At 38.0% G+C, this 23,358-nt stretch carries 21 protein-coding genes; 5 read left to right on the top strand and 16 right to left on the bottom strand.

Annotation, left to right across the window (positions count from 1 at the left end; genetic code table 11):
- Positions 1-12: 12 nt before the first annotated feature.
- Positions 13-1,935 carry an ATP-binding cassette domain-containing protein gene (locus TW85_RS03615; RefSeq protein WP_046015696.1) on the bottom strand — a complete coding sequence of 641 codons (1,923 nt, stop codon included), beginning with the start codon at positions 1,933-1,935 and terminating at the stop codon, positions 13-15.
- A 113-nt stretch (positions 1,936-2,048) separates the two neighbouring features.
- Here TW85_RS03615 and TW85_RS03610 point away from each other — a divergent pair, with 113 nt between their 5' ends.
- Together TW85_RS03610 and hslO are read left to right on the top strand one after the other, a co-directional pair.
- Positions 2,049-2,645 (top strand): TIGR02444 family protein, encoded by a 597-nt coding sequence (locus TW85_RS03610; protein ID WP_046015695.1) that lies wholly within the window; start codon positions 2,049-2,051, stop codon positions 2,643-2,645.
- Between the two features lie 51 nt (positions 2,646-2,696).
- The gene (hslO, locus tag TW85_RS03605) at positions 2,697-3,590 is read left to right on the top strand and encodes an Hsp33 family molecular chaperone HslO (RefSeq protein ID WP_046015694.1); all 894 of its coding nucleotides are present in this window, start codon (positions 2,697-2,699) and stop codon (positions 3,588-3,590) included.
- Between the two features lie 63 nt (positions 3,591-3,653).
- Here the strand turns inward: hslO and TW85_RS03600 are convergent, their stop codons facing one another.
- Positions 3,654-4,067: a CBS domain-containing protein gene (locus tag TW85_RS03600; protein ID WP_046015693.1), complete on the bottom strand. Its 414-nt coding sequence runs from the start codon at positions 4,065-4,067 to the stop codon at positions 3,654-3,656.
- A gap of 414 nt (positions 4,068-4,481) precedes the next feature.
- Here TW85_RS03600 and mqo point away from each other — a divergent pair, with 414 nt between their 5' ends.
- The 3 genes from mqo (at position 4,482) to TW85_RS03585 (ending at position 7,261) form a co-directional block, all read left to right on the top strand.
- Positions 4,482-5,975, top strand: a complete 1,494-nt coding sequence (gene mqo / locus TW85_RS03595; protein ID WP_046015692.1) for a malate dehydrogenase (quinone) — start codon at positions 4,482-4,484, stop codon at positions 5,973-5,975.
- Positions 5,976-6,069: 94 nt separating this feature from the next.
- Entirely contained in the window at positions 6,070-6,333 is a 264-nt protein-coding gene (locus TW85_RS03590; protein ID WP_046015691.1) for a YfcL family protein, read from the top strand.
- A gap of 220 nt (positions 6,334-6,553) precedes the next feature.
- Positions 6,554-7,261, top strand: a complete 708-nt coding sequence (locus TW85_RS03585) for an FKBP-type peptidyl-prolyl cis-trans isomerase (protein ID WP_046015690.1) — start codon at positions 6,554-6,556, stop codon at positions 7,259-7,261.
- An 80-nt stretch (positions 7,262-7,341) separates the two neighbouring features.
- Here the strand turns inward: TW85_RS03585 and TW85_RS03580 are convergent, their stop codons facing one another.
- The 14 genes from TW85_RS03580 to glmS all read right to left on the bottom strand — a co-directional run bounded on the left by TW85_RS03580 (position 7,342) and on the right by glmS (position 23,285).
- A complete protein-coding gene (locus TW85_RS03580) occupies positions 7,342-8,601 on the bottom strand; it encodes an O-antigen ligase family protein (RefSeq protein WP_162197490.1) in 1,260 nt (419 codons plus the stop codon).
- Positions 8,602-8,669: 68 nt separating this feature from the next.
- Positions 8,670-10,592, bottom strand: a complete 1,923-nt coding sequence (locus TW85_RS03575; RefSeq protein ID WP_046015688.1) for a nucleoside-diphosphate sugar epimerase/dehydratase — start codon at positions 10,590-10,592, stop codon at positions 8,670-8,672.
- Positions 10,593-10,775: 183 nt separating this feature from the next.
- A complete protein-coding gene (locus TW85_RS03570; RefSeq protein WP_046015687.1) occupies positions 10,776-11,471 on the bottom strand; it encodes an acylneuraminate cytidylyltransferase family protein in 696 nt (231 codons plus the stop codon).
- Positions 11,472-11,473: 2 nt separating this feature from the next.
- Positions 11,474-12,532, bottom strand: coding sequence for a nucleotidyltransferase family protein (locus TW85_RS03565; protein WP_046015686.1), 1,059 nt, complete (start codon positions 12,530-12,532; stop codon positions 11,474-11,476).
- 61 nt (positions 12,533-12,593) lie between these two features.
- Entirely contained in the window at positions 12,594-13,247 is a 654-nt protein-coding gene (locus tag TW85_RS03560) for an acetyltransferase (protein ID WP_046015685.1), read from the bottom strand.
- On the bottom strand, positions 13,240-14,313 hold the full coding sequence (neuB, locus tag TW85_RS03555) for an N-acetylneuraminate synthase (protein ID WP_046015684.1): 1,074 nt from the start codon (positions 14,311-14,313) through the stop codon (positions 13,240-13,242). The genes TW85_RS03560 and neuB overlap by 8 nt, the downstream gene beginning before the upstream one ends.
- Positions 14,310-14,978, bottom strand: a complete 669-nt coding sequence (locus TW85_RS03550) for a PIG-L deacetylase family protein (protein ID WP_046015683.1) — start codon at positions 14,976-14,978, stop codon at positions 14,310-14,312. Before TW85_RS03550 ends, neuB begins: the two co-directional genes overlap by 4 nt.
- A gap of 17 nt (positions 14,979-14,995) precedes the next feature.
- On the bottom strand, positions 14,996-16,165 hold the full coding sequence (gene neuC / locus TW85_RS03545) for a UDP-N-acetylglucosamine 2-epimerase (protein WP_046015682.1): 1,170 nt from the start codon (positions 16,163-16,165) through the stop codon (positions 14,996-14,998).
- A 13-nt stretch (positions 16,166-16,178) separates the two neighbouring features.
- Positions 16,179-16,856, bottom strand: a complete 678-nt coding sequence (locus TW85_RS03540; protein ID WP_046015681.1) for a WbqC family protein — start codon at positions 16,854-16,856, stop codon at positions 16,179-16,181.
- The gene (locus TW85_RS03535; protein ID WP_046015680.1) at positions 16,853-17,998 is read right to left on the bottom strand and encodes a DegT/DnrJ/EryC1/StrS family aminotransferase; all 1,146 of its coding nucleotides are present in this window, start codon (positions 17,996-17,998) and stop codon (positions 16,853-16,855) included. Before TW85_RS03535 ends, TW85_RS03540 begins: the two co-directional genes overlap by 4 nt.
- Positions 17,988-18,902: an NAD(P)-dependent oxidoreductase gene (locus TW85_RS03530; RefSeq protein WP_046015679.1), complete on the bottom strand. Its 915-nt coding sequence runs from the start codon at positions 18,900-18,902 to the stop codon at positions 17,988-17,990. The genes TW85_RS03535 and TW85_RS03530 overlap by 11 nt, the downstream gene beginning before the upstream one ends.
- A 66-nt stretch (positions 18,903-18,968) precedes the next feature.
- Positions 18,969-20,120 (bottom strand): LegC family aminotransferase, encoded by a 1,152-nt coding sequence (locus TW85_RS03525; protein WP_046015678.1) that lies wholly within the window; start codon positions 20,118-20,120, stop codon positions 18,969-18,971.
- A 12-nt stretch (positions 20,121-20,132) separates the two neighbouring features.
- Positions 20,133-21,323 (bottom strand): UDP-N-acetylglucosamine 4,6-dehydratase, encoded by a 1,191-nt coding sequence (locus TW85_RS03520; RefSeq protein ID WP_046015677.1) that lies wholly within the window; start codon positions 21,321-21,323, stop codon positions 20,133-20,135.
- Between the two features lie 129 nt (positions 21,324-21,452).
- Entirely contained in the window at positions 21,453-23,285 is a 1,833-nt protein-coding gene (gene glmS, locus TW85_RS03515; protein WP_046015676.1) for a glutamine--fructose-6-phosphate transaminase (isomerizing), read from the bottom strand.
- Between the last annotated feature and the right edge of the window lie 73 nt (positions 23,286-23,358).

Genomic DNA, 23,358 nt, shown 5'->3' with positions numbered 1-23,358 from the left:
GAAATATCTTACTTAACTGAGAGACACTTCCGCTTCTTCTAGGCTTTCTTGTGCCTCGAACCAAGCTTCTTCATTGTCTTCCAATTCTTTTTTCCATTTAGCCTCATCCGCTAACAAGGCCTGCAACTTATCTTTGTTCTTTGCCTCATAAAGCTCACCATCAGCCATTTTCTCACTGATATCATCGAGTTTCTCTTGTGCTTTATGCACGGCTTTTTCATGTTTCTCTATGAGTTTTCTCAGTGGTCTAAGTTGTTGCCTTAGCTCTGCGGCTTTACGTCTTTCTTCTTTCTTATCAACTTTCTCAAGATTAACACTGGCATTAGCTTTTTCTTGTTGGCGCCCAGCTAACTGTCGTTTTTGCAGCCAATCATAATAAGCAGCTAGATCACCATCAAACTCAGCGACCTGATTATCTGCCACCAAATAAAACTCATCCACAGTACTGTTAAGTAGATGACGATCGTGAGATACCAATAAGATAGATCCTGGGAATTCTTGCAAGGCTTCAGTCAGCGCCTGACGCATCTCTAAATCTAAGTGGTTAGTCGGTTCATCGAGAATCAATAAATTAGGCTTGGTCCAGGCAATTAGTGACAGAGCTAAACGGGCTTTTTCGCCACCAGAAAAGTCACGCACTGTACGCAATGCATCATCACCGATAAAGCCAAAACCACCTAAATAACGACGTATGTCACTTTCTAGAGCTATCGCAGTTAACCTTTGAATATGTAGTACTGGGCTGGCATCAAGGTCTAAGGCACTTAACTGATGTTGCGAGAAGTAGCCTATTTTTAGGTTCTCTCCACACACTCTATCACCACTCAGCAAATCGAGTTCACCCACCAGTGACTTAATGAGTGTTGATTTACCAGCACCATTTGGCCCCAACAAACCGATACGCTGGCCATCTCGCAAATTGAAGTTACAATGCGGCAATTGAGTTGTTGGGCCAGACCCTTCCACTTGATAACCTAAATCAGCTTCGATCAAATTCACTAACTGGGCAGAGGTTTTATCCGCTACAGGAATACTAAACTGGAACTGGGAATCAATATGAGCAGGGGCGATATCGCCCATTTTCTCCAGCATTTTTAAGCGACTTTGCGCCTGCTTAGCTTTTGTCGCCTTATATCTGAATCTATCTACATAGGTTTGCAAATGGGCTTTACGTGTTTGCTGGCGCTCATAGTTGGCTTGCTGTTGAGCCAGATGAGCGGCACGCTGACGCTCATAATCCGAGTAGTTCCCTTTATAAACAGTCAGCTTTTTCTGATAAAGATGAATAATGTGAGTCGTGATGGCATCTAAAAAATCCCTGTCATGGGAAATAAGAATGAGAGTGCCAGGGTATTGGCGTAACCAAGACTCTAGCCACATCACCGCATCGAGATCCAAGTGGTTAGTTGGTTCATCAAGCAATAGCACATCAGAAGGGCACATAAGCGCTTTGGCAAGGTTCAAACGTATGCGCCAGCCACCAGAAAAGTCTGTTACTGGTTTCGCCATGTCTGCCATTTTAAAACCCAGTCCCTGCAACAAGGTTTCGGCTCTCGACCTTGAACTGTAACCATGAGCCGTCTCGAATTCACCTAACCAATGGGCATGAGCACTGGCATCATTTTTCTGTTCCGCTTGCTCTATCTTGGCTTCTATTTCTCTTAGCCACTCATCTCCATCAAGACAATAATCCAGTGCACTGCGATCAGTATCTGTCACTTCTTGCGCCATAAAGGCGATACGTCTTTGTTGAGGGAAGACCACTTCGCCAGTATCAGCATGAAGGTCACCACGCAACATGGCAAAAAGTGATGATTTACCTGCGCCATTAGCGCCAATCAAGCCTACTTTTTGGCCTTCATATATGGTCAAATCAGCCATTTCTAGCAGAAATTGACGGCCTCGCTGTAAACTTACTTGGGTAAACTGGATCATGTTTCAATTATTCTCTAGTCATGCAGTGCTGTGTTTTTACAGCAGTTAGATTATAAGGGTCATTACGCGCTGACTATTAGCTAAGATAAATAGCGCGAACTATAAGGTGTTCTATGAGTTCAGCTCATTCAAAAGCCATCACTAACCAAGCCTCAGAAGAACAAGATTTTCACTTGTTGGAGAATGCATTTTGGCAATTTTCTCTCGATTTATATGTTAAACCTGAGGTTGCAAACTATTGCCTGGCTTTGCAAGACCAGCACAATATGCAGGTTAATCTTCTGCTTTATAGTATTTGGCTTAGTGCTGAAGGCTGCATTCTAGAGCCTCAACTCATAAAACAAAATAGCCAATTACAAAACTGGTTGAGTGAGATTATTCCTTCTATCAGGCTGGCACGAAAAAATGTTGGCGAAAATTCTAAACAAGACCCTCTTTATAAGCAATTAAAAGCCTGTGAACTTAAGGCAGAGCAAAAAGCACAAGCCATACTCTATGCAATAAAGCGCACCTATATCAGCGAGCTAACTCTTATTGAACAGAAAAATCATGGCGACGTTAAAGCTCTTCTTGAATTCAACTTAAGCCTTTGCTGGCAAGCATTCTCTGATTGTGGTGAAAAAAAACCTGAACCTAAGCTAATAAAAGAATTTAGCCAGTGGATGATTATGGATAGCGAGCGTAAAATAGAAGGTAAATTTAAACATTAAGTAATGAGACAAGTTTAAGCCTGCCTCCTTACAAGCTAAGGTAATACGACCGTGAACGACACAAGCCAACTCAGTGCGAATCAATTAAACGAAATACAACGCTTTTCTTTTGATAATACTAATGTACGCGGTGAGCGCGTTATTTTGAATCAAGCTTATCAAGAGATCATTCAACGCAAAAACTACCCTGCACCTCTAGAGAACCTATTAGGTGAATTTGTGGCAGCGATTGCGCTTCTCAGAGACATTATCAAGATTGATGGCGTCCTTTCTCTACAAGCAAAGGGAGAAGGAGATCTATCCGCTATCATGGTGGAATGTGATGAGTTGCAAAACTTACGCGGCATTGCTCAGTGGCAAGATGGTGCAACCTTCCCTGAGCAGATATCACTAAAAGAAACGTTAGCAGGTGGCTACCTTGTTATTACCATTACACCAACCAATGGCCGCAGATACCAAGGGGTTGTTGAACTAGTGGGTAACTCGCTTGCAGAATGCCTTGAGCAATACTTTACTCAATCCGAACAGTTACCTAGCCGCGTTTGGTTAGCCGCTGACGGTGCAAGCTGCGCAGGTCTATTTCTACAGAGATTACCTGCAGAACAAGCTAAAGAAGACGATGAAGATGCCTGGGAAAGATTCGTTCACTTGGCTTCAACCGTAAAAGATGACGAACTTTTAAAGCTTGATACGCTTGAGCTTCTTCACCGCTTATATCATGAAGAAGAGTTACGCTTTTATGACGCTAAAGCAATGCAGTTCAATTGTTCTTGCTCTCGCCAAAGAACACTTGAAGCGTTAATTTCAATTGGTGCAGAGGAAATCAAAGAAATTTTATTAGAACAAGGCTCTATCAATATTGACTGCCAATTCTGCGCTGAGCATTACCAATTTTTAGAAGCAGATTTGGTCAATGTTCTAGGTGAACACGCAAAAACTCACTAGTATTTGAAGCCAATTCAGAATACTTGCTAAATTAATCTAGGGGAAAAAGACTTTACCCCTAGATTAATTATCAAATTCCAGCAAAGAGACCAAATCTCTCCAAGTAATTATTCCCACGAGACGCCCCTTATCTAAAACAGGTATACAAGATATACGTGCATTTAGCATCCACTCAACAACCTTGTTTAAAGAGTCATCTAGTGACACACAAATAGGTTGTCGTGTCATAACTTGATGAGCCGCTTTATCAAGTACATCAAGGTCTCTTGTCATCTCGGCTGCAGTATCTAAAAAAGGGCTCACTAACCTCAGAATATCTCTATCAGAAATAATACCCACTAGCTCCACCCCATCTAATACTGGTAGATGGTGAAAGCCATGTTTTTCAAGCAAGCTTCTCACCTCCCCCAAACGCGTATCCATATCAACACTAATAGGAGCCGTCTTCATCACCTGAGCAATTGTTAAACTCTTCATTTGATATACTTCATCCTTTGATAAGCGCTAGAAACATATATTTCACAAATAGCCAAATAGAAAAATAAGTATCTGAAGTTTGTTGCTAAAATACGTAAAATCTTAGTCAAAATCTGACATCTTCTGAGTTTTATCAAGATACTCAAGCTGATAATAAACATAACAGAGATAAATGCGCCTCATACCGATGTCTAACAAGACATTGATCATAAAATCCGTATAATTTAGTCCATCCACGCAACAGAAAGTTACATACTGGTCAAAACCTGACCTGAATTTTCATACTGTTGAGAGAAGCAACTTTAAGTAAAATTATCCATTTTTACTCACAATAATAAGTACTAAAACGTACAAAATAGATGTTAAAGATTGCTCTCAATCCACCAAAATTGGCGATGAAATGGCGATACAGTAATGACCCAGAAATCTGTAGATGTACTATTAGTAGGGGCAGGTGCGATGAGCACAACCCTTGGCACGCTGCTAAAGCAGCTTGACCCTTCATTAAAAATCACATTGGTTGAACGCTTAGACAGTGTGGCACAAGAAAGTACGGATGGCTGGAATAACGCTGGCACAGGCCATGCGGCCTATTGCGAATTAAACTACACACCTGAAAACCAAGACGGTAGCGTCAGCACAAATAAAGCATTAGAAATTAACGCCGCATTTGAAGTGAGCTTACAATTTTGGTCTTACCTTGTTGAACAAGGTGTACTACCTGAAGCAAGCAAATTCATCAATTCAGTTCCGCACCAAAGCTTAGTTTGGGGCGAAAAGAACGTTAACTTTTTACGCACACGATACGCGGCGCTAAAAGAGCATCACTTATTTTCGGGTATGGAATACTCAGAAGACCCTGACGTTCTCGCTAAGTGGATGCCACTTATCATGAAAGACCGCGATATCAATGAAGCCTGTGCGGCAACCCGTATTGCCCATGGTTCAGATGTCAACTTTGGCGCCTTAGCTCGTAACATGAGCCTTTTCCTTGATAATGATGAAAATGTCGATTTACTTCTTAGCACTAGTGTTACTGGTTTCTCTAAACAAGAAGACGGCAGCTGGAATGTAGATCTTGAAGATAAAAATCAAAAACAAACTATTAACAGCAAATTTGTCTTCCTCGGTGCTGGTGGTGGGGCATTGCCTCTTTTACAAATGTCAGGCATTGAAGAAAGTAAAGGTTATGGTGGCTTCCCTGTAAGTGGACAATGGCTTGTATGTGATAAGCCTGAAATTGTTGAGCAACACTTTGCCAAAGTTTATGGAGCTGCGCCTATAGGTGCACCGCCTATGTCTGTCCCTCATTTGGATACTCGCATTATTGATGGTAAAAAAGCCATTTTGTTTGGCCCTTTTGCTGGTTTTACCACTAAATTTTTGAAAAACGGTTCTTTCTTAGATTTACCAAAAAGCATCAAACTGAATAACCTTAAGCAGATGCTTTCTGTTGGTAAAAATAACATGGACCTGACCCGCTACCTTGTCAGTGAAGTAAGGCAAACTCAAGCAGATAGAGTTGATGCTCTTAGAAGCTTTTACCCTAATGCCAAAGATGAAGATTGGGAGCTAGCCTATGCCGGGCAACGCGTTCAGATCATCAAGCAAGATAAAGAAACGGGCGGAGGTAAACTTGAGTTTGGTACCGAAGCGATTGCTTCGAGTGATGGTAGTCTAGCCGCTTTATTAGGTGCTTCTCCTGGTGCTTCAACCACAGTTAATACCATGATAGGCATTCTTGAGCGTTGCTTTGCAGATAAGATGAGCAGCCCAGAATGGCAGGTTAAACTGAAAGAAATGGTACCTTCTTATGGCCAGTCCCTGATTCAAGATAAAGAGTTGCTGAAACAAGTAAGAAGCCGTACTCTTAGCACATTAAAGCTTGGTGATATGCCAGAAATTTAGCGCTAAGTTAACCCCATAAAATCAAACAAAGCCGCTTATATAGCGGCTTTGTTTTATAAAATTATTAGTAAAAAATAAAGACAGGATACCTTTTATGACAATGTCATTTGCCCAACGCGCAGATCAAATTTGCGATCAATTAAGAGAAATTGAACATGCTACAGAAGATAGCGACACCCTATTTTTCTGCGCCTATCTATTAGGCTTATTAGGTGTGCATGGCGGTATTGATGCTCATGGTCAAACAGAGTTCGACGAAAACTTTGAAGCAGCTCTCAAAGATGCTTTTGCTAATGAGAATATGAGTGAAGAGGATCAAGCTCAAATTCTTGCCCTTTGGAACAAGGTGATCGCTTAAGCTTCAAGGTGATAAACAAGTTTATTTTTAAATACACCTTGAATTATCCCTTAATGGGCCTCAGCTCTTATAAAGACTCTTAATTTTGTTAGTAAATGATTATTTTTTTGTAAAGTTAAAGATGCTGGTCTAGCATTTTGGAACTTTAAATCATTCTATTGATCTGACTGATAAACAAACACTAACATATTGATAACACCTTATTGAATGGAACGCTTTTATGAAAAAAACATTGATTGCAGCATTAACGCTATCTACATCACTGGCATTTGCTGCTGATACAGCTTATACCCCAGAAACAGAGTCACAAAAACTTGGTTATACCTTTGGTACCATGGTAGGCGCTCAATTAAGCATGGGTGTTGAGGATCTAGACATTGATTCTTTTATGAAAGGTTTCGAATCAGCTTATAAAGGTGAAACGCCAGCGATTCCTGAAGAAGAGCTAAAAGGTATTTTCCAAGCCTTCCAGCAGCAAAAAATGGAAGAAGCACGTTTAGCTCAAGAAAAAGAAGCAGAACAAGCGAAGGCAGGCTCAGTTGAATGGTTAGCATCGATTGAAGCACAAGAAGGCATCATGAAAACTGACTCTGGCCTGCTTTATAAAGCAGTGACAGAAGGTACTGGTGAAAAACCAGTTGCAACAGATACAGTAAAAGTAAACTATGAAGGCTCATTAGCTAACGGCACTGTATTTGATAGCTCGTATGAGCGTGGCGAGCCAATTAGCTTTCCTCTGAATCAAGTTATTCCTGGCTGGACCGAAGGTCTACAACTTATGTCAGTTGGTTCTAAGTACGAACTATACATCCCCTCTGAGCTAGCATATGGCCCAGGCGGTACAGGCCCTATCCCACCACATTCAGCACTTAAGTTTGTTGTGGAGCTATTAGCGATCGAAACACCGGCAGTCGCTGAAGCTAAGTAAGCTTATTGCTTAAATAAAATACCCACCATTTGGTGGGTTTTTTATTATCTATAAAATACCTAAAGCTAAATCATAATAAACTAAGCTATATTCCCCAGCTCTCGCTCTTCCCTTTCAGCCCAACGGGTGGCCGCCCACAATATTACGATAGTGAATGCGTACATTATTACGCCACTATTGTGAGTAAACATAGCTTGCGTTAAAGCAAACACCATATAACAGATTGGAACTAGGGCTCCAGCGATAGCAAATACTTTTATATTAGGATTGTCGGAATATTTTCTTATTTTTCTTAAAAACAAGCCTAGAGGAACTAAATACACGTTCAACAATAGAAAGAGCCCTAAAATACCTCGTAACCCTAATTCATTTAAATATTCATTATGAGCTTGATTAAATTTCAAAGTACTTTTATGCACAACATCCTGATCAACAAGAGATTGCTTAAAAGTATCTTGATTACTTTTACCTATACCAAAAACAGGGGAGCTCTTGAACATAATAAAACTTGCTTTCCACAGCTCTGTTCTATGACTCACTGAAGTCTCCTGACGATCCCCTTCTAGCAGCATAGCCACATCAGAAATTAAAGCATTGATGCGCTTTTTCACTCCTATTGATGGCACTGCAAAAATTAATGCCACCATAACTAAAATAGAAATTAGAGACTTTAGATAAAACGCCTTACTTAATATCTGATGGTAGTTCCAAATTAAAAAAGCAATTACTATTGGTAGAGCCAACCAACCACCTTTTGACACAGATAGGATAGAAGCAGATAAACCAGCAAGAAAAGAAAAAACAGATAAAAAGAACATTTTATTATTATTGTTGTAATAATAAAGGGCGAAATTTAAACAAATAACAGCGATCATCAAAGAAAAACCACCAAACATTATTGGGTTAAAATCTCCACCAGCTCTTTCTAATCCAAGATAAAAGCGATCAAAAAATGAAACAAATAGTGCTCCCAAACTACTCACAAAAAAAGAAAGAAATAGAAGTATTTTATGAAGAGTTGCGTTAAGAAATAAAATTAAAGGCAGAATTGCTAATACAAAGCGAGAAGCTTTATCAAAGTCCCTTATACTACCTCCATCTAAGAAAACAAGAAGCAACATACCAAAGCTATATATTAAGAAAGATGAAATTAGAATTAAATCTACCTTATCCAACCTTTCTTTTTTTGAGATAAATGGTACTAAGAAAGATAACAATAAAATTAAAGAGGCACCAACTGAGTAACCTCCTGGAAGAAAAAGAGAAATAGAAATAAAAAGCGCTGCTGACATCCAAACCAAGCAAGACTTTTTCTCCCTAACATTTTCTAAAACTAACAAACAGAACATCTTAGCTCTCTAATTTATTTTTAAATATGTATCAATTAATTTATGTTATAAATATACAACTAGTGAAGAGAGTTATAATGAGGTTCTGATCTTTTTTCTTCAAACATTAAATCGCATAATTTACTTGTGGGTAAATATCCTGTTGGTGCATCTTTTAAAAGGCGCTGAACATTTTCAACATCAAACTTTTCTGCGGAAAGATCTAAGCTATCAAGTAAAGCTTGCATATCATCCCATTCAAGAGAAATTTCATTAGCTTTATTAATACGCAAATGGTCTGTTTTACTTGAGTTATCTCCAATAAGCAGCTCCTCATACAGTTTTTCTCCAGGTCTCAAGCCAGAATACTGCAATTCAATATCCCCAAATGGATTTGAGTCACTCTTAACCTCTAACCCCATTAAATGAATCATCTTTACTGCTAAGTCAGAAATTTTAACAGACTCCCCCATATCAAGTACAAAGACCTCCCCTCCTTTTGCCATAGCGCCAGCTTGAATTACTAACTGAGAAGCTTCAGGAATTGTCATAAAGTATCGAGTTATATCTTTATGAGTAATAGTTACAGGCCCACCTTTACTTATCTGCTCCTTAAAAAGAGGTACGACAGACCCTGAAGAACCTAAAACATTACCAAAACGTACCATACAAAAAGTTGTATTAGATGTTTTTTTATTTAATGCTTGGAGAACTAACTCCGCTACACGTTTAGTCGTCCCCATTATATTCGTTGGCCTAACAGCTTTATCAGTTGAAATCAATACAAACGTTTCAACTTTTGCTTTTAATGCTGCTGTTGCTGCATAGTAGGTCCCAAAAACATTATTCTTAACTCCCTCAATTACGTTATATTCAACAAGAGGAACATGCTTATATGCTGCTGCATGATAAATAGTATTTACACTAAAATTACTCAAAACAGAATAAATTCTATCAGAGTCCTGAACAGAACCTATAATAGGTTTAATCTCACATGTAGTGTCTAAATCATTCAATTTTTTAGTTAATTCTTCATGTATTGTATATAAAGCGAACTCTGACAACTCAAAAAGAATTAGTATTTTTGGTTTATTCTGAATAATTTGACGGCACAGCTCTGACCCAATTGAGCCACCTGCCCCAGTGACCATTACAACTTTATTTGAAATATTTTTTCCTAATAGATCTTTACGAGGTTCCACTGCTTCACGACCTAATAAATCATCAATAGCAACATCTCTCAGTTCATCAATTTTTGCATCACCACTCACTAAATCAGACATATCTGGTATTGATTTAACTTCTAGAGCTAAAGGTTCTAGCTTTGTAAGTATTTTTTTACGCTCAATCGTCCCAATATTAGGCATAGCTAATAAAACTTTACTGATGTCAACATTTTTAGATAGTTGAACCAAATGTTTAAAAGAGTATACAGGCCTACCAAGAATAAACGTGTTTTGTAAATTTTTATCGTCATCAATAAAAGCTACTGGATCAAACTCTTTTCCATGCATTAGTAATTGCGCTAACTGCCTTCCAGCAGGGCCAGAACCGTATACAACAACTCTAGTTTTGTCTCTCTTACTTGTGTGCATAGTAATTAAGCGAATTGAAAATCTACTACCACCAATAAATAAAATTAAGAAAGTAAAGTAGATTAAAGGGATTGACCTAGGCAACTCATACCCTAAATAAAAAGTAAGCAGAACCAATGAAAGGACAGATATACTACAGCCAGTTAATACTGATACTACAACTTTATTCCCTATATACCTTAAAACAGATAAATAAAGTCCAAGATGAATAAATACTAAAAGAGTTGCACTTAGAACGAAGAAAAACAACACCCAATTTTCTTTCGAAAAAAACACATCTGGATTATCAACTCTGACAATCCATGCCCCCCAAAACGCTGAAAATATAAAAAAAGCATCAAGAAGTAATGTAATTATGCGTTTTATAGGCCTTGAAAGGTTAAATATATAGTTAAAGACACTTTTCAATTCTCGAATCCCTCGTATAAAAACTAATTACTGCATATTATTTTTTAATACAACTTAAAAATATAATTTCAGGTTGGACTTTTAATTAAATATCAATTTAACTATATTAATAAAAAAAAGAAAATTTTTATCATTACTTTTTCATTAACTAATAGTTTAAAAAACATTATAAAAAGGTTTAAGTCAGCTATTATGACTCTTTTTAATCAAAAATTCTGCAAGGTCAAAGTCATACATCGTATCAATATCTATTGAGATTTCATTATTCATAATATACGCAAAAGTATTCTCTCTATATGAAACTCCATATTTAATAAACGAAACTATATCAAAAATATATAATGCTCCATTCAACCTATAAAAGTCACCTAGTTCCTGTGAACGCTTTAATACATCCTTAGAGAGAAAGCCTTCTAAAGATCCTGATTTTGGAAGTTTGTTACTCCAAAGAGGGCTGTGTTCGCAAGGAGTTACAGAAATAACAGAGTCTGCTTTTTTTTCTATAAATAGCTCTATAGCTTCCTGTATGTTTTTTGAACTCCTCAAAGGGGAAGTAGGCTGTAAAAGTATAATTACTGATTCTGTCGTTACATACTCATCAATTGCATAACGTATCACATCTTCACTTGAAGCAGTGTCGCTAGACAGTTGTATTGGTCTTAATTCAGGGACCATTGCTCCGCATTCTAAAGCTACTTTAGCAATACTTTCATCATCAGTGCTAACAATGACATTATCCACATACTCACATCCCAAGGCAGCATGAATAGTCCAGTTAATCAATGGCTTATCAACTAGATTTCGTATATTCTTACCAGGTAATCGCTTACTTCCTCCTCTAGCAGGTATTAATGCTAAAACCTTTTTTCCCTTAATCATTATTATATTAATCCCAACGTATGAATATCTATTTGCGCACGATTAAAATCATCCATTCGACCTATGTCTAACCAGTATTCATGTATTGGAAACATTAAGACTTTTTGATTATCTTGTATACAATTCTCTAATAAGGTTGGCATATCAATTTTATAATTTACAGGAACAGAGTTAATTACTTTTGGAGATACCACATAAATACCAGCATTTACAAAAAAGCGCTGAATTGGTTTTTCAACCATACTTGTAATTTTACTTCCTTCACCCTCAATAACACCATAGGGAATTTGATACTCATATTCTCGAACACACATTGATGCATCCGCCTCATTCTCATTATGAAATGTAAGAAGCCTTTGAAAATCAACTTTAGAAAGAACATCTCCATTCATCATAATTAGAGGAAGATCTTTTGGTAAGTTTGAGGGCAATAAACCTAAAGCACCTCCAGTACCTAACGGAGATTTTTCATGTACATATTGAATTGATATTCCAAGCGAAGAGCCATCACCAAAATACTCCATTATTTGCTCTGGCATATAATGAGTCGAAATATAAAAATTAACAAAACCAGCTTTTATAAAGCTACGTATTACTGTTTCTAGAATAGGCTTATTACCCACCTTTAACATCGGTTTTGGACAAGAGTCTGTTAAAGGCCTCAAGCGGGTACCAAAACCTCCAGCCATTAGAAACACTGGATTTTGATAGACAGGGCGGCTAAGCACTCCTGGCAAAGTTTCTAGCCCTACCACCTTTCCAATATCTAATAAAGGTATTGATAAAATTCCTTTATTTTCCATTATTGAAACAAGTTCCTTCCTTGAGCTACCAATATCTGCAGTTATTGGATTCGTATTCATGACTAAAGCAATATTTGAAGACAATGGTAAATTCTGCAACAGCCCTCTACGAATATCACCATCAGTCACAACTCCTTGCAAATAATTGAGATCATCAACAACCAATACAACTCTCAATGCTTCAGTATTTATAATTTCTAATGCATCACGTAATGTACAGGTTGGCTTTATTAATACATTTTTCCAACTATGGCTCATGATTTTCCTTCATTTTTGAAAAATAGAGTTTCAGAATAACAAAGTAAGTGACTCGGATCGTTCAAATCAAGCTTTTTACTTTTGAGCGGCTTGGGTAGCAAATTTTGTTAAACGCAATATTTTTCGTCACTACAGCACCTGCTCCAATAATCGAGCCTAACTCTAGTTTAACTTTCTGAATAATTATCGAGCCAGCACCAACATAAACACTATCTTTTGTTTCAACTTGACCACATAACGTTGCTTTAGGAGCAATATGATTATAGGAACCTATTCTGCAATCATGCTCAATCAGAGCACCAGTATTAATAATACTATGGCTACCTACAGTAGCACCTGTCTGAATAATAGCCATAGGTAAAACCTGAGCACCTGCATCTATACTGGCGTAGGGAGAAACGTATGAGTTACTTGCAACTACGGTCTCAAACCTATACCCCAAAGCAAGAAAGTACTCATTAATTTCCCGTCTAAAGCTCGATTTCGGCATAATTCCAATGCCGTTTACTAAAAGCACTTGTTCTTTATCGTATACCAATACATCTTCATCTTTTTTTAAATGTATAATTCCTTTAAACACTGAACGTTGACAAATATCTTCTGGGCTTACGACCGCAATGATTTCTCTTCCTTGATTAAGTAAGATTTCAGTGATAACAGAGGCATGCCCTCCTCCACCGATGATTACAATAGGAAGCAAAGGCTCATCACTCAATGATCAGCTCTCCCGCTTTGTAGCTTTTGTTCGCTTTTTGTCCGATCAATTCCCAATAACGATATGGTGACAAACCTGTACCTGGGCGCTTAATTACGAGATTTGACTCCATTAATTCTGCACCCTCCTTAATATCTGTTGCTGCCACTAAGCTTTTTCTCGCTACAGCCTTATTCTTAACTTCAGATACACTAGGTATTTTAACGCTTGATCCTAAAGCAACTTCAATTTGGCGAATCGCTTTTACCATCGCCTCAAGCTCTTGTGGCTCAAGAGATGCTTTGTGATCAGGGCCTTCCATATTTTTATCTAACGTAAAATGCTTCTCTACTAACACAGCTCCACGAGCAACTGCTGCAATTGGAATTGTTATTCCTTCACTATGATCAGAATAACCTGCTGTCAAACCAAATGCTCGCCCTAATGTATCCATTGCTTTCAAGTTAATTTCTTCCATTGGCGCTGGATATTCCGTCGTACAATGAAGTATCGTCACTTTCTCTTTTAACGCTTTTTGACCTGCTTCTGACGAATAAGCTTCTTGAAAAGCTAGCATGGAAGGTTGTACTTTTTCATCCGTTATGTAACCGAAAGCAATCACTCCAAGCGCGGTCTCTATTTCAGAAAGGGTCGCCATGCCAGTAGAAACAATAAGGTCACAACTCGTTCTAGCATGAGCTAAAACTAACGGTGCATTAGTTAATTCGCCCGATGGTAACTTCAATCGCTTTAAACCTAAGTCGTTGACTAAAAAGTTTAAACTCTCAGAGTCAAATGCGGTTGACAAGAATTCAATACCGAGTGAATTACAGTACTCTACTAATTTGTGGTGAGCTTCATATGACAACTCCAAGCGACTAAGCATTGCCAACTGAGATTCCTGCTTTTGGGTATTTATTACTTGATAATCAGCTTGATTAGCTTCTTTAGTAACCAAATCCTTAGCTTTAAACGTTTGAAACTTAACAATGTCTGAGCCAGCTTTATGTGCTGCATCTACAAGCTCAAATGCTAATTTTTCATCACCATTATGATTTACACCGGCTTCAGCAATAATAAGAGTCATAAGATTTCCTTAATTAGCATAAAAGCCTCTGCTGCTTCTGCATTACATTGCGCTCCTCGGACATAAGCCAGTGATTCCAGTGCCTTAGAAGAGCGAGGGAAAGGAAATTCACGAACTTCTGATTCAAAAATATTCAAAACTTCTAATTTTTTATCAATTGTCCCAGCAATATCGATAAAAATATTTGGGCGGAACCCACCATCTTCTGGCTTCATACCAAAATCAGTTTCTGACATAGTTTCATAAGCTATTACCTTCTTGATGAAAGGGTAGCGAAATGATTTAGTTGTGGCCATTACTGCATCGAAGACGATTTCATGGTCACTATGTGCATCATTCCTATATACGGTAAAAACCTGCTCAGGCTTTATCATGTCAACAATATTACTAATAGGCCCTATAACATCCCCCAATGGAAGCGTTTCAAGTCTTGCTGGCGGAAGTTTTAGTTCATGAATACCTTTAAAGCCGTATGCTCTGGATACCTGTTCTATTTCATTCTCTCTTTTCTCAATTTGACTCAATGAGAAGCCAGCTTCAATGCTCATTCCAGTAACTAGAAGCCAATGAACTTCATAACCAAGGCTAATTAGTTTTAGTATTGTTCCACCACAACCTAACGTTTCATCATCAGCATGGGGAGCAACGATTAAAACCTTTTTCATTTTTCCGTCCTATAAAACTACAATGTTTTTTTCTTTATTAGCCAAGAGTCATCATCAAAATCAATAGACTTTAAGAAAGAAACTATTTTTTTATCCGCGTCTCCATCTCCATATGGGTTCGTCATTAACTTCACTTCTCCCCTATATTTTTCATCGAATACAGCTTTTTTTAATGCTTGAATGATTTCTGCTTTATCATATTCAACAAAGTCGACATTGCCAGCATTAAGGCGACCCTTTTGTCTTTCTCCGACATTAACAACCGGCAATTTGTAAAAAGGAGCTTCTAAAATTCCCATACTAGAATTGCCAATTAAAGCTAAAGAGTGTCTCATAACATTTACAAAGAGTTCACGATTTAAAGTTTTAAAGAATTTAATATTTGGATCGTCAAGCTCATCAATAACATTTAAAATATCATACGACCCCGGATCTGTATTTGGATAAATACCCACCACTTTCAATCCATTAGTAGTAGCAAATTCCTGAACGGACTCTACCGTCGTCACCATTTGTTTATAAGTGTCATCTTTTGTTGACGATAGCGGGTGCTTTAACAAAACAATATAATCCTCTAAATCAAAACCAAGTGCAGTTGACAGCTCAGTTTTTGACATGTGAGGTGTATCTATCAAGTTCCTCAGCGCTGGGTTACCACTAAAACAAATTCGATAAGGCTCTTCACCTAAGGCGATTAAGTTATCTGCATACTTTTGTGCCAATGTGAAATGAATATGAGCAAGTTCACTACAAGCAAAGCGAATAGGATCATCAGAGTTTCCATACACTGTATCCCCTCCTGCAATATGAGCAACCCTAACATCCATATAATTGCCAACAATACAGCAAGCTATACTTTCCTCCCTATCCCCAACGAAAAGAATGCAATCAGGCTCCTCTCTCTCAACTGTTTGAGAAAGAGCAGCAACAAGAAGCCCCACCCCTTTACTACGTTGTGTTTTACGATTTGTCATCAGAAGATAGTCAATTTTATCTACTATATTAAAACCATCTTCCTTAATTTTTTTCCATGTATTACCATGCCAGTCAGAAAGATGAGCGCCTGTTACAACCAATTTGACTTCAAACTCATCTTCTTTTTGTAATTGCTTTAATACCGGGTACAAAATATCATATTCTGAACGAATACCAGTAACAACTAAAATTGTTTTCTTTTTATTTATCATAGTTATACATTTCTTATGGTTTATGTAGATAATCTTTGATTGTATTTTTATCCACATTAAAAAGCATATCTAAAATGGATAGATTTGGAATAAATTCCCCGTGTATTTGTGTATAAACAGGGTTAATCGATACCATATACTCAATTTTAATTTCTGCCGCTGAAAATTCATCCTCATTTAAATACGCTTTACTCCCAACCCCACTAAGGTAGGTTGTTGCCCCCAAAGTAGAGCAAATATCCATAACCAATGCAGATTTTTCACCCTGACATTCTAACTCAGACATCAAAATCACTTTAGTACTAATATCTAACTGTTCAAGAACATAAACCATGAAAGCATTATTTATTTCATGCAATAATGAAAAATCAGATTGATATAACTCTTTGAAGAAATCGCAATAATCATCCCAATACGGAGCTTTGCCATATGCCTGACTTAGCGATTGAAAATGTTTTTTCTTCCACTTTTCATCTGCAGTTTTCTTATCCTTTATCATATCATCAATATTACCGGATACAGGAATTGTCAACCAAAAATCGCCAGCCTTATTTCGTACTTTATTACGATTTTGAACTCCGTTTTTTTGATACTGAACATTATCCATTACTACAAAGACATCTGACTGGGCAATTTTTTTAAAAAAAGCTGGCCATGGCAAATATTGGCTCTGGTGAATGCTCACTATCATCTTGGCACCTCAGCTAAAACAACCTTTATAAACTCATCCGCAATAAACTCAGCATCCTCTAGCGTAATTGAAAAATGTATAGGCAAACAAATATGGGTTTGGGCATAAGCTTCTGATAACGGCAGCATACCTTGTTCATTACCATACATTTCTTTAAAAACTGGCTGTAAATGGACTAACGGGCTATAGGCCCAATCAGTTTTAATTGCGTTTTCAGCCATTTTAAGTTGGATATTTTCGCGATCAATATTGGCGCCTAACCTGATCCAGTAACGCCAGTAAGCATGAACTATACCATCAGCTATCTCGGGACCCTCAGCAAGATTATTTGAAAACAGCACCGATAACTTTTCGTTATATATTTTAGCAACAGCATTGCGGTGAGATATAAATTCATTTAAACGGTTCAGCTGAGTAAGCCCTAAAAGGGCCTGAAATTCGGTCAGTCTTAGATTGGTTCCGATGCAATTAAACAGCTCACAATCTGCATCCATGTCTTTACCACGATGTCGAATGCTGTCACACTTTTTAGCCAACTCAGGGTTGTTGGTGGTAATCATACCACCCTCCCCAGTCGTTGTATTTTTTGTAGAAAAAAAAGAAAAACAAGCTGCATCACCCAGATTACCTGCATATACACCATTAATTGATGCACCATGCGCGTGCGCAGCATCTTCAATCAAATAAATATCGCGTTCATTAAGATATTTTTTAATTTCAAAAACATCATCATGAATGATACCCGCAAAATGCACCAACATAACGGCTTTAGTATTTTTCGTGATACGCTGTTTTAGATCACTAAAATCAAGTATGAAGTTTTCGTTAACTTCACAAAATACAGGTCTAGCACCCACTCGTACTACACTCGATCCCGTAGCTATGAAAGTTTGCGCTGGAACAATAACTTCATCAGCAACTCCAATCCCCATGGAGGTAAGCACAGTTTCAAGTGCGGCAGTGCAAGACGTTACCGCAATTGAGTGCTGAGCTCCTATGGTTTGGGAAAATTTCTGTTCAAACTCATGGACATATTTCCCCATGCTTAACATGCCATTACCACGCAGAAAGTCTTCTGTTTTAGAAAGAATATCCTGAATGTCACTTTCATAAAAAAAAGGGAACGCTGTATTATACTTCACTCTTCATTTCCTCTACATAACGCAAAATGCCTTCACTGACTGACATAGTATTAATGCTTAATATTGATTTCATTTTTGTTAAATCTAACAACACATCACCATCATTGGCCAATGCCTTTGAAACCCTTGTAATTTGAGATGTAGATTGCAGAGCTTTAATCACGTCATTAGCTATGTCAAATGTACTCATAGAATCATTACTACCAACTAGTAAAGTCAATGTTTTTTCAAGTTGGCTCTGAAATTCAATCGTCCGCCTTATTGCTTTGACGGCATCAGATACATGTAATACATTCCTTAAACTTTTACCGTGATTAAAAACGTCAATATCTTTGTTAGCAACAGCCTCTTTTAAATATGTATATAAAAAACCACCAAAATGATTTCTACCAAAGACGGAAGGAAACCTTAATACAGTTGTCTGTGGCGAACTAAGATCACTTTTAGAATAGATTTGAATTAGCTGCTCACCAGTATATTTACTTAAACCATAAAAATTGGTAGGAGACACATTACTAGATTCTTTAATTACACCAGCAAATGAAAAGTCATATAGAGAAGTACTTGATACTGTTATAAATTGCTTAACACTTGCATCCTTGGATTTTTGCCATAACAAACCAACCATCTCAGTATTAGATAAATAATAATCAGCCCACTTCAATTCGTTTCGCGGCTGCTGGGATGCTAGATTGATAACCACATCAACATCAGAAAAGTCTAGCATTTCCAAATTTTGCAATAAATCCAGTCCAATAAAAGTGAAGCTAGGATTATTTAAAGCTTTGGTAGATAAATAACCATAACTCCGACTAACCCCTATCACATTATTGTTACATGATAATAAATCATCTACTAGATGACTACCAATAAACCCACTTGCACCAGTAACCACTACTCGCATCCTACTTCCTTATACATTACCAATATTACTAATTACAGACATATAAACAGCCTAAAGATGTTGTTCTTAACAGCCTCTAAGCACGGGAGTGCTGGGAAGGTTAATCAAATGCGCTTCAATAAATTTGGATTGAATTAGATCACCACATATGGCGTTTTCAAACATTGGCAATCTATGCATAAGTTGCCAAATTGGCCGAGTCATCACGCCTACTGTATTCGTTTCTTTGAGAATATGTTCCCGCAGCTTTACATCCGAGCATATGATCGCATTTAGCCAATAATTTGACTTCGCATATTCTGGTTCAATAACAAACTTCAATTCAGAGCCAGCAAAGAAGTGTCGGTATTGGTTAGCAAGCTCTCGCTTCTGCTCAAGATATGTATCAATCACTTCCATCTGTGCGCAGCCAAGAGCAGCATTCAGGTTAGGCATACGGTAGTTAAAACCAGGCTCATCGTGGAAGAACTCATAAGGATGAGGAGCTTTGGCTGTCGTCGTGACATGCTTGGTTCGAACTCCTAGCTCCTCTGTTTTACATAAGACCATACCACCACCACCAGTAGTAATGATCTTATTACCATTGAAACTGACGGCACCAAAATCACCAACAGTACCAGTATGCTTACCTTTATAAAAAGAACCTAGGCTTTCTGCAGCATCTTCGACTAAAACAAGATTCCATTCGAGGCAAACTGCAACTAACTCATCGAGCTCAACAGGGTGGCCAAAGGTATGCATAGGGACAACAGCTTTAATTCGTTTACCTGTCGATTTATGAATGCAACCCGTTTCGGTTATCTCGGCATGCTCACTTAAGAATGCTCTGACAGCTTTAGGACAAAGCCCCAAACTTACTGGAGAAACATCCACAAAAATCGGCTCAGCCCCCATATGATACAGTGCATTACAAGTTGCAACGAATGTCAGAGCTTGCGTTATAACAAGATCTCCCTGTTTAACATCAGCCATATACAAAGCCGTATGTAATGCCGCAGAGCCATTAACGGTCGCTACTGCTTTAGCGGAGCCTGTATACGTTTCAACCTTTTGCTCAAAATCATCAACAAACTTGCCAACGCTAGAAACAAAGGTGCTGTCAATCGCTTCCGTTACGTAGGCTTTTTCGTTGCCATTGAACGCTGGTGCGTGCAGCGGAATAAATTCGTTTGTTTTGTAGGTATCTCTAACAAACTCAATAATAGATGTCACTTTCACTAGTCCCTCCGCTTACATCTTGTTATCGAGATATTTACCGGTTTCTTTGTGCCCAAAATCAGGAATCATTGTAAAAAAGAGTTTTACTATTTGCTCCTTAGTCCAAGCTCGATTTTCTTTCATCTCTGAAATACTATTTTCAAACAAAGAAAGTAGCTTTTTATCATAAAGAGGGCCATTCTTGATGATACCTAGATTTACAAATCGAGACATATCTAATTCTTCTTCGTCTGTAAAAAACTCTTCGAAGTCTTTCTCACCTGTTGTATCACTAGTAGTAAATAGGCATGGCCACTTTCCTTGTTCAGGAAGTGTATAAGCTAACTGGCGCGCCTCTTCTTCTGTTTCACATAGATGAGGTTCATAGCCAAGTTGCTCTAAATACTTCACTGCAATTTCTGCGAACGAAATGAGATGTAAACTTTCGCTTAACTTAGGAAAAAAAATGTCACGATTTTCACCAAAAATACAAGACATTAAACATAGCTCACCAGACTCTTGAGGTGTCACGAAGTACCGTTTGATATCATTTGGAGCCACGATGGGTTGATGCTTTTGAATTCGCTGGTTGAAACCATGTAACAATGAGCCGTCGGAGAAAGCCACATTAGCAAATCGCGCAGTTGAGATTGAAATCTTCTCACTTTTACGCATTAGGAACATTTCCATAATACGCTTTGATGCTCCCATCATATTAACAGGATTTGCAGCTTTATCTGTCGAAACACAAAAATACTTTTTAGCACCTGAGTCAATAGACTGTTGAATGGTTTTATCTGTATTAAAAACATTTACATCAATCATACGCATCAACGTATAAGGGTCTTTTTCACTTCGAACATGTTTTAAAGCAGACAAGTTTAAAACATAGTCAAACTTACCATCTGCTGCAATAAATGCATCATACTCCAGAGAACCAATATCTAAAGCAAACGTCCGAAAATCTCCATCAATATATCCAAATGAGCTACGAAGATCTCTAACTAACTCTACCATGTTATTTTCACTAATATCCACAACATGCAATTTTTTAGGATTACGCTTAAAGATTTCTTTTGTTACTGCTTGACCAATAGATCCCGCACCACCAAGCACAAGAAACCTAGAGTTACTGACTGATAAAAAAAGCTTTTCCTCAAACTTCAGAACGTCACTAGAAAACAGTCTTTGCTTTCTTCCAATAAGCGACAATATATTTGACATTAAGCTTCTCCATTTTATTTTTTAAATACTCGACACACTTTTTCTAATTTTAAAGTAAGTAATAATTTATCTTACATATAAATTGATAAAAACAACTAAGTCCTTTTACCAGAATCTAATAAAAATAAACTACTCAACCGTCACAGATTTAGCTAAATTCCTAGGCTGATCCACATCCGTACCTTTAACTACAGCAACATGATAAGACAATAACTGCATTGGAATGGTATGAACGATTGGCTCTAGTATTTCAGGCACTTTTGGCACTTCTGTAAAGGTGATAGCGTCTTCGTTGTGCAGGTCAGTTGATTTGTCAGCAAAGATAAACAGTTCACCACCACGTGCACTAACTTCTTGAAGGTTAGATTTTAACTTATCCAATAAATTATTGTGAGGCACCATGGTTATAATTGGCATACTTTCATCAACTAACGCTAAAGGCCCGTGTTTTAATTCACCTGCGGGGTAAGCTTCAGCGTGAATGTAAGAGATCTCTTTAAGCTTCAACGCACCTTCAAGTGCAATCGGGAACATAGGCCCACGGCCTAGAAATAAAGCGTGATGCTTATTCGCAAACTTGTCTGCCACATTTTTAATATGTGAATCTTGCATTAAAGCAGCATCAACATGAGCCGGTAGATCACGCATCGCTTGAACAAGTTCAGCTTGCTTAGCTTCTGGAAGACCTTGCTCTACAGCAATGGCTACACTCGTGATTAGAAGAGCTGTCAGCTGAGTTGTGAATGCTTTTGTAGACGCCACACCAATTTCTGCGCCAGCATTAGTTAACAGTGTTAACGCAGATTCACGCACCAAAGTACTCGATGGCACATTACAGATTGCCAAAGTTGTGAGATAACCTAGCTCTTTTGCCATACGAAGGGCTGCCAAAGTATCTGCCGTTTCACCAGATTGAGAAAGCGTTAAAAACAACGTATTTTTAGGCACAGCAACCTTGCGGTAACGATATTCACTTGCAACCTCAACCGTACAAGGAAGGCCAGCTAGATCTTCTATCCAATATTTTGCCACCATACCTGCATGATAACTTGTCCCACACGCAACGATATGAATGTTTTCAATATCCCTTAAAAAAGCAGAGTCAGCACCAAAGCAACTAGTTAAAACTTTATCCTTACTGATACGCCCTTCAAGACATGCACTGATAACAGCAGGCTGCTCATAAATTTCTTTCATCATATAGTGGCGATACTCACCTTTATCGGTCGCATCGACATTATGATTAAACACATGAACAGGTCGTTCTTGTTGCTCACCGCTCACATCATAGATAACAACAGCCTCTCGGCTAGCGTCGACTACATCACCTTCTTCAAGGAAGATGAACTGGTCAGTAACATGCAATAAAGCCAGCTGATCTGAAGCAACAAAATTTTCCTCAATACCAACACCAACAACAAGGGGGCTACCTTTACGTGCAGCAATAAAGCGTTCTTTTTCAGATTTATGAGTAACCGCGATCGCAAAAGCACCTTCTAGTTGAGACAATGCCGCTTGCACAGCTGATAAAAGGTCAAACTGATTCGCACGCTTAAGTTCAGCATGGATAAGGTGAACAATCACTTCCGTATCTGTCTCAGATTTAAATTGATAACCTTGTTCAATCAAGCTATTACGCAATACTTCATGGTTTTCAATGATACCGTTGTGAACAAGCGCTAAATCATCACTAGAAAAATGAGGATGAGCATTCGCTTCTGTGGGCTTACCATGTGTTGCCCAGCGAGTATGAGCAATCCCTATTTGGCCATCTAACGGTGTAGACTCAAACTTATCTTTTAAAGCCTGAACTTTACCCACAGCTCGGTGAGAATAAACACCCGCTTCATTATTAACCGCTACACCTGAAGAGTCATACCCTCTATATTCAAGACGACTCAAACCTTCAATTAAGATTTTTGAAACATTTCTTTTTGCTATTGCAGCAACAATTCCGCACATAATATTTTCCTTAACAACACCTTTAAACAAGATATGTTTAAAGCATGCTTAATCTTTTAATCATTCAATAAAT

Origin of the sequence: Marinomonas sp. S3726 (assembly GCF_000967665.1) — a bacterium.
In the GTDB taxonomy this organism is placed as follows: Bacteria; Pseudomonadota; Gammaproteobacteria; order Pseudomonadales; family Marinomonadaceae; genus Marinomonas.
This window is presented reverse-complemented; position numbering and strand designations above follow the sequence as displayed.